At 54.8% G+C, this 15,522-nt stretch carries 15 protein-coding genes and 1 other RNA gene; 14 read left to right on the top strand and 2 right to left on the bottom strand.

Features of this window, described 5'->3' with window-relative positions:
• The first annotated feature begins 67 nt into the window (after window positions 1–67).
• The 4 genes from ubiD to H8K27_RS13030 all read left to right on the top strand — a co-directional run bounded on the left by ubiD (window position 68) and on the right by H8K27_RS13030 (window position 3,484).
• Window positions 68–1,552 carry a 4-hydroxy-3-polyprenylbenzoate decarboxylase gene (gene ubiD, locus H8K27_RS13045; protein ID WP_186863783.1) on the top strand — a complete coding sequence of 495 codons (1,485 nt, stop codon included), beginning with the start codon at window positions 68–70 and terminating at the stop codon, window positions 1,550–1,552.
• A gap of 199 nt (window positions 1,553–1,751) precedes the next feature.
• Window positions 1,752–1,850: signal recognition particle sRNA small type (gene ffs, locus H8K27_RS13040), an RNA gene on the top strand.
• 204 nt (window positions 1,851–2,054) lie between these two features.
• On the top strand, window positions 2,055–2,516 hold the full coding sequence (locus H8K27_RS13035; protein ID WP_186863614.1) for a cache domain-containing protein: 462 nt from the start codon (window positions 2,055–2,057) through the stop codon (window positions 2,514–2,516).
• 170 nt (window positions 2,517–2,686) lie between these two features.
• Entirely contained in the window at window positions 2,687–3,484 is a 798-nt protein-coding gene (locus tag H8K27_RS13030) for a potassium channel family protein (protein ID WP_186863613.1), read from the top strand.
• Between the two features lie 75 nt (window positions 3,485–3,559).
• Here the strand turns inward: H8K27_RS13030 and H8K27_RS13025 are convergent, their stop codons facing one another.
• The gene (locus tag H8K27_RS13025; protein ID WP_186863612.1) at window positions 3,560–5,203 is read right to left on the bottom strand and encodes an isovaleryl-CoA dehydrogenase; all 1,644 of its coding nucleotides are present in this window, start codon (window positions 5,201–5,203) and stop codon (window positions 3,560–3,562) included.
• A gap of 134 nt (window positions 5,204–5,337) precedes the next feature.
• Between H8K27_RS13025 and H8K27_RS13020 the strand changes: the two genes are divergently transcribed.
• The 6 genes from H8K27_RS13020 to H8K27_RS12995 all read left to right on the top strand — a co-directional run bounded on the left by H8K27_RS13020 (window position 5,338) and on the right by H8K27_RS12995 (window position 10,852).
• Window positions 5,338–5,973: a TetR/AcrR family transcriptional regulator gene (locus H8K27_RS13020; RefSeq protein ID WP_186863611.1), complete on the top strand. Its 636-nt coding sequence runs from the start codon at window positions 5,338–5,340 to the stop codon at window positions 5,971–5,973.
• A gap of 25 nt (window positions 5,974–5,998) precedes the next feature.
• Entirely contained in the window at window positions 5,999–8,257 is a 2,259-nt protein-coding gene (locus tag H8K27_RS13015) for a DNA polymerase III subunit gamma/tau (protein WP_186863610.1), read from the top strand.
• 53 nt (window positions 8,258–8,310) lie between these two features.
• Window positions 8,311–8,637 (top strand): YbaB/EbfC family nucleoid-associated protein, encoded by a 327-nt coding sequence (locus H8K27_RS13010; RefSeq protein WP_186863609.1) that lies wholly within the window; start codon window positions 8,311–8,313, stop codon window positions 8,635–8,637.
• A gap of 2 nt (window positions 8,638–8,639) precedes the next feature.
• Window positions 8,640–9,236, top strand: coding sequence for a recombination mediator RecR (recR, locus tag H8K27_RS13005; protein WP_186863608.1), 597 nt, complete (start codon window positions 8,640–8,642; stop codon window positions 9,234–9,236).
• A gap of 75 nt (window positions 9,237–9,311) precedes the next feature.
• Window positions 9,312–10,553, top strand: a complete 1,242-nt coding sequence (locus H8K27_RS13000) for a CaiB/BaiF CoA transferase family protein (protein ID WP_186863607.1) — start codon at window positions 9,312–9,314, stop codon at window positions 10,551–10,553.
• 161 nt (window positions 10,554–10,714) lie between these two features.
• A complete protein-coding gene (locus tag H8K27_RS12995; protein ID WP_186863606.1) occupies window positions 10,715–10,852 on the top strand; it encodes a hypothetical protein in 138 nt (45 codons plus the stop codon).
• A gap of 32 nt (window positions 10,853–10,884) precedes the next feature.
• On the opposite strand, the gene H8K27_RS12990 is transcribed toward H8K27_RS12995, so the two are convergent.
• Complete coding sequence (locus H8K27_RS12990) at window positions 10,885–11,484, bottom strand: MarC family protein (protein WP_186863605.1); 600 nt, start codon at window positions 11,482–11,484, stop codon at window positions 10,885–10,887.
• A 363-nt stretch (window positions 11,485–11,847) separates the two neighbouring features.
• Between H8K27_RS12990 and H8K27_RS12985 the strand changes: the two genes are divergently transcribed.
• The 4 genes from H8K27_RS12985 to H8K27_RS12970 all read left to right on the top strand — a co-directional run bounded on the left by H8K27_RS12985 (window position 11,848) and on the right by H8K27_RS12970 (window position 15,521).
• A complete protein-coding gene (locus H8K27_RS12985) occupies window positions 11,848–12,036 on the top strand; it encodes a DUF1289 domain-containing protein (protein WP_186863604.1) in 189 nt (62 codons plus the stop codon).
• A 66-nt stretch (window positions 12,037–12,102) separates the two neighbouring features.
• On the top strand, window positions 12,103–14,367 hold the full coding sequence (locus tag H8K27_RS12980) for a xanthine dehydrogenase family protein molybdopterin-binding subunit (RefSeq protein ID WP_186863603.1): 2,265 nt from the start codon (window positions 12,103–12,105) through the stop codon (window positions 14,365–14,367).
• A gap of 221 nt (window positions 14,368–14,588) precedes the next feature.
• A complete protein-coding gene (gspG, locus tag H8K27_RS12975) occupies window positions 14,589–15,047 on the top strand; it encodes a type II secretion system major pseudopilin GspG (RefSeq protein WP_329604402.1) in 459 nt (152 codons plus the stop codon).
• A 9-nt stretch (window positions 15,048–15,056) separates the two neighbouring features.
• Window positions 15,057–15,521: a GspH/FimT family pseudopilin gene (locus H8K27_RS12970; RefSeq protein ID WP_186863602.1), complete on the top strand. Its 465-nt coding sequence runs from the start codon at window positions 15,057–15,059 to the stop codon at window positions 15,519–15,521.
• Window position 15,522 lies beyond the last annotated feature (1 nt).

The raw sequence follows: 15,522 nt of genomic DNA, 5'->3' as shown, positions 1-15,522 counted from the left end.
ATAAAATCAAGCACTTAGAATAACAAGCTGGACCAACTAGTTCAGACATTCAAAAAAGCGAAAAATGATGAAATATTCTGATTTGAGAGATTTTATTTCTCAATTGAAACAAAATGGCGAATTAAAGCAGATTGATATCGAAGTTTCCCCGCATTTGGAGATGACCGAAATCTGTGACCGGACTTTGCGCGCTGCGGGACCAGCTTTGTTATTCAATAAGCCGTCGGGACACCAGATACCAGTGTTAGGGAATCTGTTTGGCACGCCGCGTCGCGTCGCTCTGGGAATGGGGGCTTCCGATGTCAGCGAGCTGAGGCAGATTGGCCATGTATTGTCTGCGTTAAAAGAGCCTGAGCCGCCGAAAGGGCTGAAAGATATTCTGGGCATGGGCTCCCTGGTAAAAGCCGTCTGGGATATGGCGCCGAAAGAAGTCCGTGGCGCGAAATGTCAGGAAATCGTCTGGGAAGGGAATGACGTGGATTTGGCCCGATTGCCGATTCAGCATTGCTGGCCGGGTGACGTTGCGCCATTGATCACCTGGGGACTGGTCATTACGAAAGGACCTAACAAGAAGCGTCAGAATCTGGGGATTTACCGCCAGCAGGTACTGGCCCGGAACAAAGTCATCATGCGCTGGCTGGCGCACCGGGGCGGGGCGCTTGATTTCCGTGAGCACGGGATTGTCAATAAAGGTCAGCCTTACCCGGTCGCGGTTGCGCTGGGAGCTGATCCGGCGACGATACTGGGGGCGGTGACACCGGTACCTGACAGCCTGTCGGAATATCAGTTTGCAGGTTTACTCAGGGGCAGCCGTACTGAACTGGTGAAAGCGCTCGGCAGTGAACTGCGTGTGCCGGCCTCGGCAGAGATTGTGCTGGAAGGGCATATCTACCCTGACGAATCCCATCCCAGTGGCTATGAACATGCGCTGGAGGGGCCTTATGGCGACCATACCGGTTATTACAATGAGCAGGACTGGTTTCCGGTGTTCACGATAGACAGAATGACGATGCGGCGTGATCCGATTTATCACTCGACCTACACCGGCAAACCGCCGGATGAGCCTGCTGTGCTGGGCGTTGCGCTGAATGAAGTATTTATTCCTTTGCTGCAAAAACAGTTCAGTGAAATCACGGATTTTTATTTGCCGCCTGAGGGCTGCAGTTATCGCATGGCAGTCGTCCAGATGAAGAAATCCTATGCCGGACATGCGAAGCGCGTCATGTTTGGTGTCTGGAGTTTTCTGCGCCAGTTCATGTATACCAAATTCATCGTGGTGGTCGATGAAGATGTGAATATCCGCGACTGGAAGGAAGTGATCTGGGCAATCACTACCCGGGTTGATCCACTAAGAGATACCACGCTGGTGGATAACACGCCGATTGACTATCTGGACTTCGCCTCCCCGGTCAGTGGTCTTGGCAGCAAAATGGGCATTGATGCGACCAATAAATGGCCTGGTGAAACCAGCCGTGAGTGGGGAACAACGATACAAATGACGGCAGAGGTGCGTCAGAAGGTCGATCAGATCTGGCAGGAATTGGGATTGTAGATTGATTATCTCCTCCAGACCGGTTGCCATGTTTCCATTGGTGCCGGATAGGAGGGGGTGTCCGGATCATGTGCAAGGGGAAGATTGGCCGGCAGTCTGGTGTGCCGGTATGTGCCGGCACGGGCAGTTCTTCCTTGTCTCATCCGTATTTGGCCAGAATTGTGAGCGGAATTGTGCAGGATGCGTTATACTACGCGCTGGCGGGCCCCTGCGCATTGCGGCATGGCCAATCTGGTCAGGTCGGGAACGAAGCAGCCACAGTCATTTCCCGCAAGTGCCGCAGACCAGGCTCGCCAACTTCTCTCTCCTTCCCGTTTGTTCATCTTCCATACTCACGTCACCCGTGCCGCTGATGCCGCTTATTGTGCGATAACAGAATCAAAAGCCACGCCACTGCACCGTTCTCCTTGTCTTTGAATAATTTTGCGTTAAGCTGTTTGTGCGCAAAAACATTCACCGTTTATTGCGGATAATAATTTAAATACTGACTGAGGAGACTGAAATGAAACTGACCCGCAGAATCGTACTTATTTTCGGTTTATGTGCAGGCCTGGCAGCACCCGCCATGGCTGCTGAAGATCGTGGAACAACTGAGCAGGCGCAGGCGATGGTAAAAAAAGGGATCGCTTATATTAAAGAAGTTGGCAAGGAAAAGGCTTTCGCCGAATTTACAAATATGTCTAATAAAGATTTTCATGACCGTGATTTATATTTATTTGCATATGACATGAATGGCGTTAACCTCAGTCACGGCAATAATCCTAAGATGAACGGTAAAAATCTGATTGATCTGAAGGTCGGTGATAAATTCGTGGTTAAGGAAATGATTGCGATGGCAAATAGTAAAGGCAAGGGGTGGATTGAATATCAATGGCCGAATCCTGTCACCAAAGTCCTGGAAACCAAATCCACTTACATAGAGAAGCTGGACAATTATTTCGTCGGGTGCGGTGCCTATAAATAAGATGGAATTTCTTTATGCCCCCTATGAACCTGCCGGATAGTGGCAGGTTTTTTTATCTGTAAAAATAAAATACCGATTTTTGATATTTCAGGCGAACAGGTAAAGTTTTACTTTCGCCAGCCGGTATACGCGGACATGCGCAGACTGAATCCGAATACAATCGAATCCTTATGAATCAAAGTCTCTATCCCATTACGCAACGGTTCCTGGCCTGGTTTTCCCGTCCGGTGCTGTTTGCTGGCCTGTTGTTATCGATACCGGCATTTTATCTTTTGCTGGCAACGGATAATCAGCATCTGGTCCAGATCGGGCATACCCTATATCTCGTTGCTGCAGGCCTGATTGCGCTGGATACTTACTGGAAATGGAAAGGCAACCGTCGCCAGCCGCAACGGCGCAGCGGAAAGATGCTGCTGGATATGGGTATCACACTGGGTTGTCTGATCAGTGCTATCCAGTTCTCTGTGGTCTGGAGTCCGGTCGAGTGGTTATTGCGGCTGGGTTTGTGTGCTGCGATTTTGCTGCGTCTTGCCATGCTGGTGTTGCAGCATATGAAACCCGGTCATCTGGTGCAGATCATTACACTGGCTTTGCTGATGCTGAGTTCTGCCGGTGCGGGATTTTACTGGCTTGAGCCGAACGTGAAAAATTATGCCGATGGCGTCTGGCTGGCGTTTACCACGGTGGCGACGGTCGGATATGGCGATATCGTGCCATCCACCCCATCATCCAAAATCTTTGCGGTGTTTATCGTGCTGCTGGGTTATGCGATGTTTTCGATTGTGACGGCGAACATTGCCGCGCTGTTTGTGGGGGAAGAGGAAAAAATATTCGAGCGGGAGCTGCATGCGGATATTCGTCTGCTTAACCGGGAAATCGGTGCTTTGCGCGATGAATTGCGTCGCCGGGACAAGTTTCTGGCGGAACTGGAGCACAAAGTCCGGTCTTTACAGGAAAAGCAGCATTAACCCCGCCACAACCACAGTAAAACGGCGGCAGGAGTCATCATCTGCCGCCGTTTGTTCAGAATGCCAGGATTGACCTCATGCTGGAAATGCTCTGTTCAGAATTTTCTGACATGTGTTCATATCATTGATGATGGTGCTGCCATATATGCGCCCGCTGTCTGTATTCAGGCGGCTGCTGATAAAGGTTTCGGCGAAATCCTGTGGCGCGTGCCGGATAAGTAAGGCAGACTGTGCGGCCAGCACCAGTTTCTGAACCAGCCGGCGCGCCTGCAACTCACGGGTTTCTGGCGGTGTCAGGAGTTCAACCTGCAATTCCAGAACCAGTTGCCTGACGGCGGCATGGCCACAGGTCGCAAAATCTGCCAATAACAGTTGCGCGCCTTCCGGATCGCGATCTATCGCCCGCAGGACATCCAGGCACATCACATTCCCTGAACCTTCCCAGATAGAGTTGACCGGCGCTTCCCGGTAGAGTCTCGCCATGATGGCGGTTTCGACATAGCCGTTGCCTCCCATGACTTCCATGCATTCGCCGGTGAATTCAATGGCGCGTTTGCATACCCAGAATTTGGCAGCGGGTGTCATAATGCGCCGCCATGCCTGGTGCAGGGGGGATTCTTCGCCGTCCGCGACAGACGCCAGTTGCAGCATCAGCCAGCCTGCCGCCTCACTCTCCAGAGCCAAATCAGCCAGTGTGTACGCCATCAGCGGTTGTTCCGCCAGCAGCCGCCCAAACGCGCTGCGGTGTCGCGCATGGTGGATGGCCTGTATGAGTGCCTGGCGCATCAGCGCGGCGCTGCCGATCACACAGTCGAGCCGGGTCAGGTTCGCCATTTCGATAATGGTCGGGATGCCGCGCCCCTCGGTGCCGATCATGATGCCATACGCATCCTGAAATTCGACTTCACTGCTGGAGTTGGACTGATTTCCGAGCTTGTCTTTCAGGCGCTGAATCAGGATAGTGTTTTTAGTGCCATCAGGTTTCCAGCGGGGAACGAAAAAGCACGACAATCCCGCTTCGGTGCGTGCCAGGACCAGATGTGCATCGCACATGGGGGCGGAAAAAAACCATTTATGTCCGGTCAGCAAATAGGCTTCACCGCGGCCTGATGCGCCACAGGGGCGGGCCAGCGTCGTATTGGTCCTGACATCTGAGCCGCCCTGTTTCTCCGTCATACCCATTCCGATCATGATGGCGTATTTGTCCGGAATCGGCAGATCCCGCGGATCATGCCGTGTGGCGTACAGTTTTTCCCAGAGCTGAGCGAATAGCGCAGGTTCTTTTTGCAGCACCGGTATGGCGGCAAAGGTCATGGTGGTCGGGCAGAGCGAGCCGGACTCGATCTGAGCCTGCATGTAATAGCCAGCCGCCCTTGCCACCTGAGCGCCTGCACGCGGGTGAGACCAGGGCAATGCCTGCAGACCCTGACTGCGCAGCATTCCCAGTAACTGATGCCAGCTGGGATGAAAGTCGACAACGTCAATACGTTTCCCGGTTCTGTCGTGGGTGCGCAGCTCTGGCAGATAGCGGTTAGCCTGTTCGCCCAGCAGCAATGTTTCCGGCATACCCAGTTCTGCGCCAAACTGTTCCAGCGAGGCTGTGTGCCAGTCGGCTTTATAATGCTGCAAACCGTCCTGCAGGAGCGTATCGCTGAGAAACAGGTTGTAGTGCTGCAGTTCGGGAACCTGATTGCTGATTTCGTGCGTTTGCCATTGCATACCTGTCTCCTGTCTGGAATGTGTGCGGTGTATTTGTTCTGTATTTGCGCTGCGCGGGTGATGTGCCTTGGAATGTCAGTGTAACGGGCATCCTGCTGCAGTATGTTCGTATTTGATTTTTTGTCCTGTATCTGATGAATGCTTCGACAGACCCTTTGAAATCAAGGCGTAAGCCGGTGCAGCAACGTTCCAGGCTGACGCAGGGAGCAATTCTGGATGCTTTTGTTCGGCTTTTGCTTGAAAAAGGTTATGCCCGGCTGACCATGCGCGATATTGCGCTGGTTGCCGGTGTCGGTTTGGGGACGTTGTATGAATATTTCCCCGGCAAAAAATCGATTGCGGCACATTGCATTCACGGCCGCTTCAAAGGCGTCGGGCAGCAGATGCTGGGATGGCTGGATGGCTTGCGCGGCGAACCTGCTGCCCGGCTGATTCCGTCTCTGATTGAGCGGCTGATTGCTTTGCACGCTGAAAGGGCAGAGGAGTGGTCAGCGCTGATTTTTCTGGAACGTCAGCTGTCGGAACGTGATGCTTATGCGCAGTTGTACCGGTATATTGCCGATATCTGGACGCAGGCCTTACATGCTTGCGCTGATACGGCGCAGATGCAGGATAAAAATCCCGCAGTTTTGCATGCTGTCGTGTATGGATTGTTATATCAAACGCTGATGCTGTCTCCGCAAAGATTGACCGAGACAGCATTTTCAACCGAGATGCAGGCGCTGGTAGCCGGGTATTTGCAATTTCCGGTTTCCGGACAGTCTGTCTGATGAATGAATAGGGTAAAATCTCAGCATGTCATATCAAGTTCTCGCCCGAAAATACCGCCCCAGAAGTTTTCAGACTCTGGTGGGTCAGGAGCACGTGGTTCGTGCCTTAACGCATGCACTGGAGCAGCAGCGGCTGCACCATGCCTATCTGTTCACCGGTACCCGCGGTGTCGGTAAAACGACGCTGTCGCGGATTCTCGCCAAGTCTTTTAATTGCGAGCAGGGCATTACCGCCAATCCTTGCGGTGTCTGTGAAGCCTGCACGGCGATTGATGCCGGGCGTTTCGTCGATTACATCGAGATGGATGCCGCATCGAACCGCGGCGTGGATGAAATGGCGTCGCTGCTGGAGCAGGCCATTTATGCACCATCGAATGCGCGCTTTAAAGTGTATATGATTGACGAAGTACACATGCTGACGAATCATGCGTTTAATGCGATGCTCAAGACTCTCGAAGAGCCGCCGGAGCATGTGAAATTCATTCTGGCGACGACAGACCCGCAGAAAATTCCCGTGACGGTTTTGTCCCGCTGTCTGCAATTCAATCTGAAGCAGATGCCGCCGGGTCATATCATCGGTCACCTTGAAAATATCCTGACGCAGGAGCAGATTGGTTTTGATGTTTCTGCACTGCGTTTACTTGCACAGGGCGCACAGGGTTCCATGCGTGATGCGCTGTCTCTGACCGATCAGGCGATTGCTTATGCGGCCGGTCAGGTGAGTCTGGAGTCGGTACAGGGTATGCTGGGAGCGCTGGATCAGTCATATCTGATTCGTCTGCTTGATGCGCTGGCAGTCAATGATGGCAAGGCTTTGCTGGATGTCGCCGATGAAATGGCCGCGCGCAGCCTGTCGTACAAGGCGGCTTTGCAGGATCTCGGTACGCTGTTGCATCAGATCGCGGTAGCGCAACTCGTGCCTGCTGCTGTGGCGGAGGATTTGCCGGAAAGAGAGCAGGTATTGCGCCTGGCATCTGTTTTTTCCAAAGAAGAGATTCAACTGTATTATCAGATCGCAGTGCATGGCCGTAATGAGCTGGCGCTGGCTCCTGATGAATATGCCGGTTTCAGCATGACTTTGTTGCGTATGCTGGCCTTTCGACCGACAGAAGGTGGCGAAGTGGCAGGTACTGGGGCGACTTCTTCCGGGGGGGGCACGGCAAGAGCTGTCTTGCCGCCGTCCTCACCGCAGGCCACACCTTCCGGCGTCAAGGCAACGGTGGCACAAAATGCGCAATCTTCGGCAGCGTTGTCCGTTTCCGCGCCGGCCAGAGCTGCGGTGCCAGCCGGCAATGTGAATCCAGTTTCTCCGCCGGTAGTGGCTCAGGTGCGGAATTCCGCAACGGCAGACATCACGCCTGCGGCTGGCACACCGGCACAAAAAACCGTGAGCCCTGTAATGGCTGCGTTGGCCGCCGCACGGGCCGCCAGCGCCGGTGTCAAAGGTACAGGGGGAAATGCTGCGCAACCGGCCGCACCAGTCATACCAGTAGTTCACTCTGCGACAGAGGCTCCGGCAGTGGCTCCGGCAGTGGAAAAAAAAGCAGCAACGGATATTCCACCTCAGCCATCACCACGCATGGCAGCGGAAAATTTGGCTGATGCGCAACCTGCAGGCAGCGTTTCCACACCGGACTTTTCCCCGGCGGAGCCTGATATGCCTGTGCCGATGGAAGCACAGTCCCTGACGATGGATGATATGCCGCCGCCTTGGGATGACGACATACTGCAAGTATCGGTGGCAAAAAATACGGCGGGAACAAGCCGGAATTTACCGGCTGATGTTTCGCATACACAGGGTGCGGATGATGTGCCTGTTGCGCATCAGTCCGGCGCAATGTCCGCCTCAGAGCCTGTCGTGCTTGACCGTCAGTTGTGGCAGGCGCCTGTTGCGGCGCTGGACTGGGATGGGCGCTGGCCGACACTGGCAGCCAACCTGCCGGTACGCGGAGTGACGCAGCAGCTGGCGCAGCAAAGCGAACTGGCTGATTGCCGGCAGGAAGGCAGTGCCTGGGTCTTTGAATTACGCGTGCCGCTTCCTACTTTGCTGTCGGCGGGGAGCAGCGACAAGCTGGCGGCAGCGCTTTCCGAACGATTTTCCAGGACCGTCCGCGTCGAGCATAAGATCGGCGCAGTGGAGCTGACTGCCAACGCAGAGGCGATTGCCGAACGGGAATTGCGCCAGAAACAGGCGGAACAATCCATCCGGAAAGACCATTTTGTGCAGACTCTGATGCGTGAATTCGGTGCCGTCATCGTGACTGGCAGCGTGCGCCCGGTCTGATTCTTTTCTCTGTTTTTTAAATTCAAATTATTCCATTTTCAGGAGAAGTATCCATGATGAAAAATCAACTCGCGGGTCTGATGAAGCAGGCGCAGGCGATGCAGGACAACATGAAAAAAGCCCAGGATCAGCTGGCGCTGATCGAGGTGGAAGGTCAGGCCGGTGCCGGGCTGGTGAAGGTGGTGATGACCTGTAAAAATGATGTGAAGCGCGTCACGATCGATCCGTCATTGCTGACTGATGATAAGGATATGCTGGAAGACCTGGTGGCGGCCGCGTTTAACGATGCCGTACGCAAGGCAGAGGCGACCACGCAGGAAAAAATGTCCGGGCTGACGGCCGGTATGCCATTGCCGCCCGGCTTCAAAATGCCGTTCTGACCGTGAAGAAAACCGGCAGTCTCGAAGCACTGGCTGATGCATTGCGCCGCCTGCCCGGAGTCGGGCCGAAATCGGCGCAGCGCATGGCTTACCATTTGTTGCAACATGACCGGGAGGCCGCGTCAACGCTGGGCCATGCTTTGTTGAATGCGATGGACCGCATTCATCACTGCTCCTCCTGCAATACCTTCACCGAAATTGAAATCTGCGAAACCTGCCAGGATGCGCAGCGTGACGGTACGCTGCTGTGCGTTGTCGAGACACCTTCAGATCAGATGATGATCGAGCAGACCCTGACCTACAAGGGACTGTACTTCGTATTGATGGGGCGTCTGTCACCGCTGGATGGAATCGGACCGAGGGATATCTATCTGGAACGGCTGATTGCCCGTGCGACCGACGGGATCGTGCAGGAAGTCGTGCTGGCCACCAATTTCACGAATGAAGGTGAGGCCACCGCGCATTATATCGGCGAGATGCTTAAAGCCCGCGGATTGAAAGTCAGCCGGCTGGCGCGCGGTGTTCCTGTCGGTGGTGAGCTGGAATATGTTGATGCCGGCACAATTGCCCGCGCCATGCTGGACAGGCGCAGCGCCTGAGTCTTGCCGGGGCATCTGACAGAGCGAGTGTGCCGGGCATACAGTGATGATCCAACCAAACATGAAATCCATATCATGACCCAAAAAAATACCGGACCGCTGTCAGGCATCCGGGTGCTGGAACTTGGCACACTGATAGCCGGTCCATTTTGTTCGCGCATGCTGGCAGAATTCGGTGCCGAAGTCATCAAGATCGAATCGCCGGATGGCGGCGATCCGCTACGGCAGTGGCGGGTATTGAAAGATGGGACCTCCTTGTGGTGGAGTGTGCAGGCGCGGAATAAAAAAAGTGTCACGCTGAATATGAAAAGTGCGGAGGGGCAGAACATCGCACGGCGTCTGGCGCTGGATGCCGACATCATTATCGAAAATTACCGCCCTGGCGTGCTGGAGAAGTGGCAGCTCGGTTATGCGCAGTTAAAAGCAGTCAATCCGGCCACCATCATGGTGCGGCTTTCCGGGTACGGCCAGACTGGTCCAATGCGCGATTTGCCTGGCTTTGGCGCAATTGGTGAATCAATGGGCGGTTTGCGGTATGTATCGGGTCATCCTGATCGTCCGCCGGTCAGAGTTGGCATTTCGATCGGTGATTCTGTGGCAGCGTTACACGGGGTTATCGGGGCGATGATGGCACTGCGTCATCGTGATGTGACCGGCGGTCGCTGGAACGGCAAAACAGGTGAGGCTTGCCAGGCGGGGCAGGGGCAAATGGTGGACGTGGCATTGTACGAGTCCGTCTTTAATCTGATGGAGTCACTGGTGCCGGAATTCGATGTGGCAGGTGTGGTGCGGGAGCGTACCGGGGGCGCATTGCCCGGCATCGTTCCGTCGAATACCTACACCACTGCCGATGGTGAAAATATTGTGATTGCGGGTAATGGCGATGCGATTTTCCATCGTCTCATGAAGGCGATACAGCGCGATGATCTGGCGCACGATCCGGAGCTGGTCCGCAATGATGGCCGGGTGCAGCGTACCGCTGAAATTGATGCGGCCATCCAAGGCTGGTGTGATACGCAGCAAATTGAAACGGCTTTGCAGACACTGAGAGCGGCGGATGTTCCGGTGGGGAAGATTTATTCAGTGCGGGATATGATGCAGGATCCGCAGTTCCTGGCGCGCAATATGTTTGAGCAGCATCAGTTCGCTGATGGCAGCGCAGTGAAACTACCCGCGATTACGCCGAAAATGTCTGAAACACCGGGGCAGACTCAATGGCTGGGGCCGCGTCTCGGAGAGCATAACCATGCGGTCTTGGGGGCACTGGGATATAGCGAGGCGGATATCGCACGCTTTGAAGCTGAAAAAATTATTTAGCAGAAATCCGGGACTGACATCCAATGATCCGGCTGGCGCAATCGGTCTTTGTCGTGTGGGATGTCGTGTTATCTGCCGGTATCTGCTGTCATGCCTCGTCAGGATAATGTGCATCAGCGCGGCAGAGAAACTATTTTTAAAAATACGCATGGAGACGTCAGATGAATCGCCAGTTCTGGAAACAGTTCGTCATTGCACTGGTCCTGTTTTTACTGGGTTACTTCACTTTTAACAGTAAGCTGTTTGCGGCAGAGCGGGTGCAGCCGGCCGCAGTGCGGACCAGCCAGGACGGTCACTGACAAGTGTGCTGGCTGATCCGCAGGACACGTGATTACAGCGTCTTGATGTATTCCCGGATACCGGTCAGCAGCATTTCAATTGACATGGCAGCGAGTATCAGCCCCATCAACCGTTCGAATGCGGTCATGACCCGCGACCCGAGCACCTGCTGCATGCGTTCGGCGCTGAGCAGCACCACCAGCCAGACAACCGCAACGGCGGTCAGGGCGCCAAGATGAACCAGCATCTCCTGGCTGTTATCGGAAGAAAATAACAGCACAGTCGCCAGCGCAGACGGACCCGCCAGCGCAGGAATGGCCAGCGGGACAATAAATGGCTCGTGATTTCCTTCCGTATCCCCGAAAATGCCCCCTTCCTGCGGAAACACCATGCGCAAAGCAATCAGGAACAGAATGACGCCGCCGCCGATACGGATCGAGACTTCGGAGAGTTGCAGCGCGGTCAGAAAGTTTTTCCCGAAAAACATAAACAGCAACAGCAGGATAAAAGCGATCGCGCATTCGCGCACGATAACGCGCCAGCGCCTTTCGGGGGAAACATGAGAGAGCGCACTGACGAAAATCGGGACATTGCCAAACGGATCGGTCACGATAATCAAAAGAATCAGTGTCTGGAAAAAATCTTGTGCCATGAATAGGGTATCTCTCAGGCCATTCCGGGATAAAGCGGAAGAGGCTGTCAGTGTCAGGGTGTTTGTAAAATATCGGAGAGCCGGCCTGAGTCGGTATCTGACCGGAAATTGCAGGAGGGGGCTTGTATCGTACCAATGCCGGAAACCCCTCGCTGAGCCGCAATTTTCCTGCCGATCATGGGGTGCTGTCAATCCAGGTTTGTCCGGGAAAGGCATTTGTGCAGGAAATAGAAGGAGTCACCAAATTGCCCCGGCGGGATTCTGCCGGGGTTTGCGTTACTATTGTGTCTTTAAAATGCCGGATTGCAGCCGGTTTGATAATCCGGCTTGCAGGACGTGAACTGGCTGTGCGGATGATGAATCATGAGTGAAACAAAAGAAAGACCGGATACTCCTTGCGTGGCGGTGTGCTCCACAACCTTTGATGAGGTTTGCCGGGGGTGCGGCCGCACGGTTGCCGAAGTGGCGGAATGGGTTTTTATGGATGCAGAGCAGAAAGAAGTCATTTGGCAGAGGATTGCCGCGCAAGGTTATCCTCATCGTAATTCGTAACATTGATGAGCGGGATTGGACCGCAGCACAAATCCTGCGGCAGTAAAAACAAAAACGGAGACAAAGATGACGCAAATTAAAAAGAGCCGCCGGCGTTTTATTCTGGGAGGCCTGGGATCTGCCGGTGCGCTGGTGGTGGGCTGGGGAGTCATGCCGCCGCGCCAGCGTTTGAATGGCGCACATCCTCTGCCGGTCGTGCAGGGTGAAGTGGCGCTCAATGGCTGGATCAAGATTGCCGCTGACGGCATTGTGACGGTTGCCATGCACCGCAGTGAAATGGGGCAGGGGATTCATACCGCGTTGCAGATGCTGGTGGCTGAAGAACTGGATGTGCCGATGCACATGATCAGAACGATGCATGCGCCGGTCGATAAAATTTACGGCAACATGGCGATGCTGGCGGACGGCTTGCCGTTTCATCCGGATGATCAGGGAACGGTGAAGCGTTTTGCGCAGTGGATGACACTGAAAACCGCGCGTGAACTTGGTCTGCAGGTGACTGGCGGCTCTTCCAGTGTCAAGGATGCCTGGACACCCTTGCGTGAAGCGGGCGCCACCGCGCGCGCTATGCTGGTGGCCGCGGCTGCGCAGGAGTGGCAGGTCGCTGCGAGCCAGTGCCGTACGGAAAACGGCCTGGTCAAAAACGCGGCGGGAAAACAACTGGCCTATGGCGTGCTGGCAGCCAAGGCAGTGAATGCGCGACCAGAGTCAGTGACGCTGAAAGACCCGAAGGCGTTTACCTTGATCGGCCATCCACAGGCGCGTACCGATACCCGCAGCAAAACCGATGGTTCCGCACAATATGGAATTGATGCGCGACCTGAGGGTTTGCTGTATGCCGCGCTAAAGATGAGTCCTGTGATTGGCGGTACTGTTAAGCATGTCGATGTGCAGGCTGTTCAGGGCTTGCCGGGTGTGCGTCATGTGGTCGATTTTTCCGCAGAAGCAGGGCCGGCCGGCGTAGCCGGTGTTGCGGTAGTGGCAGACAGTTACTGGCATGCCAAAAAGGCGTTGGCTGCATTGCCGCTGGAGTGGAACCCCGGCCCGCATGCTGATTTGACGACTGCGAAAGTATTTCAGGAGCTGGCGGAAAAAATCGACAGTGAATCCGGCTTCACCTATTACCGGCAGGGTGATGCCCCTGCCATGCTGAACAGCGCCGACGCTGTGAAAAAGGTGCAGGCAGAATACCGCGCGCCGTTTTTGGCGCATGCCGCCATGGAACCTATTAACTGCACGGCACAGCTGAAAGAAGGCAGGCTGGATGTGTGGGTATCAACACAGGTGCCGAGCATTGCGGTCGATGTCGCTGCCAAGGCAGCTGGCATTCCGGCTGAACAGGTGAATCTGCACATGAGTTTCCTCGGCGGCGGTTTCGGACGCCGCCTGGAAGTCGACATGGTGCTGCAGGCCGTTGCCGTCGCCCGTAAAACGGGGGGATTACCAGTGAAGCTGGTCTGGAGCCGGGAAGAGGACATCACGCATGATGTCTACCGGCCTGCCGCGCTGGCACGTTTCAGCGCAGCACTGGATGCGCAGGGGCGTGTGATTGCTTATGACAATAAATCAGCCTCCGGATCAATCACTCATCAGGTGCTCAAGCGCACGTTTGGCCTGATGGGAGCCGGACCAGATAAAACCACAGCCGAAGGTGAATACGATACATCGTATCAGTTCCCGCACCAGAAGATTGCGCATGTGATCGTGCCGACTCCGGTGCCGCTGGGGTACTGGCGTTCGGTGGGGCATTCGCATAATGCATTTTTCAAAGAAAGTTTCGTTGACGAACTGGCGCACGCCGCGGGTAAGCAGCCGGCGGCATTCCGGCGTGAGCTGCTGAGCAATCAGCGGCGTCACCTGACCGTACTGGACGCAGCGCTGAATAAAGCGGGTACGGCTCCCGAAGGCAGGGCGCATGGCATTGCGTTGCACCGCTCTTTTGGCAGCATTGTGGCGCAGGTGGCCGAAGTGTCTGTGCATGATGGGCAGATTCGCGTGCACCGCGTGGTGTGTGCGGTCGATTGCGGGATCGCAGTCAACCCCAACATCATCATGCAGCAGATGGAGTCCGCCGTGATATTCGGCCTGAGTGCCGCGTTGTACGGCGAGGTCACGATCAAAGACGGACAGGTTCAGCAAACCAATTTCCATGATTATGCCGTGTTGCGTATGAACGAAGCGCCGCACGTGGAGGTGGTGATCGTGCCAAGCGCAGAGCCGCCGGAGGGAATTGGTGAGCCTGGTGTGCCGCCGGTTGCGCCGGCAGTCGCCAATGCCGTGTTCATGCTGACCGGCCAGCGCTTGCGTAGCCTGCCCCTGAAGCTGAGCTGAAATATGCTTGAATATACTGGGGGGAGTATATGAAATTTCCCTTATTGAATAAGGACGCTGGGCTGTTTTTAAAGAAATGATGGGGGAGTATCTGTTTTTGATGTTTTTTTTGTTATTTTTGAGTAACAGTTAATCATCCTGTTGTATTCCCGTTTTATACTGCGATGCGCCGCAAGCAGCGCTTGTTTTTTCATGTTGAACTTTTTTTGACCGAAGTGTTTATGTTGAATTTTCAGACTATGTCCGTTCCTCCGGCAAAGCGCCGCGCACGTGGATTTACGCTTATCGAAATCATGGTGGTGGTGGTCATCATGGGAATCCTGGCGGCGCTGGTGGTGCCCAAGCTCATGGGTCGTACCGATGATGCCCGTATTTCTGCCGCACGGCAGGATATCGCCACCCTGATGCAGGCGCTGAAGCTGTACCGTCTGGACAACCAGCGTTATCCGACCACGGAGCAGGGCCTGCAGGCACTGATCGTGAAACCGACGACCGGCCCTGCCGCGAATGGCTGGAAAACCGGCGGTTATATTGAGAAATTGCCGAAAGATCCCTGGGGGAATCCGTATCAGTATCTGTCCCCGGGCATCAAGGGTGAGGTCGATGTGTTTTCCTACGGCGCTGATGGTCAGCCCGGCGGTGTCGATAAGGATGCCGACATCGGCTCCTGGGACATGTAAAGCAGGCGGATGAAATCTGTGCGCAGGCAGCAGGGGTTCACGCTGCTGGAATTACTGGTGGTTCTCGTCATCGTCGGCATCATGCTTGGCGTAGTGAGTTTTAACGCCATGCCAGATCAGCGCCAGCGGCTGGAAAATGACGCGCGACGGATTGCTTTGCTGATGCAACTGGCGCGCGATGAAGCGATCCTGCGCAATCTGCCGGTTGCGTTTGAGGCCGACCAGTCCGGTTACCGTTTCCAGATCCGCGAAGACCGGATCTGGCTTCCGCTGAAAGATGATCTGCTGCGCGAACGCAATTTCGAATTATCCCCCGTGAAGCTGCAAATGGAACCCGTTCCGTTTCAGACCATGCCCATGCGCGTGGTGTTTGGCAGGGAGCCGGTCGATAAACCATTTATTCTGACCTTGCAGTCGGGTGACAGCAGTGTGCGGATCCGGGCTGATGGCATTGGGCATTTTTTGGTGGAATAAA

Origin of the sequence: Cognatundibacterium griseum, assembly GCF_014284195.1 — a bacterium.
In the GTDB taxonomy this organism is placed as follows: Bacteria; Pseudomonadota; Gammaproteobacteria; order Burkholderiales; family Burkholderiaceae_D; genus Undibacterium; species Undibacterium griseum.
Note: the sequence above shows the minus strand (reverse complement) of the source record. Positions and strands in the feature narration are given on the sequence as shown.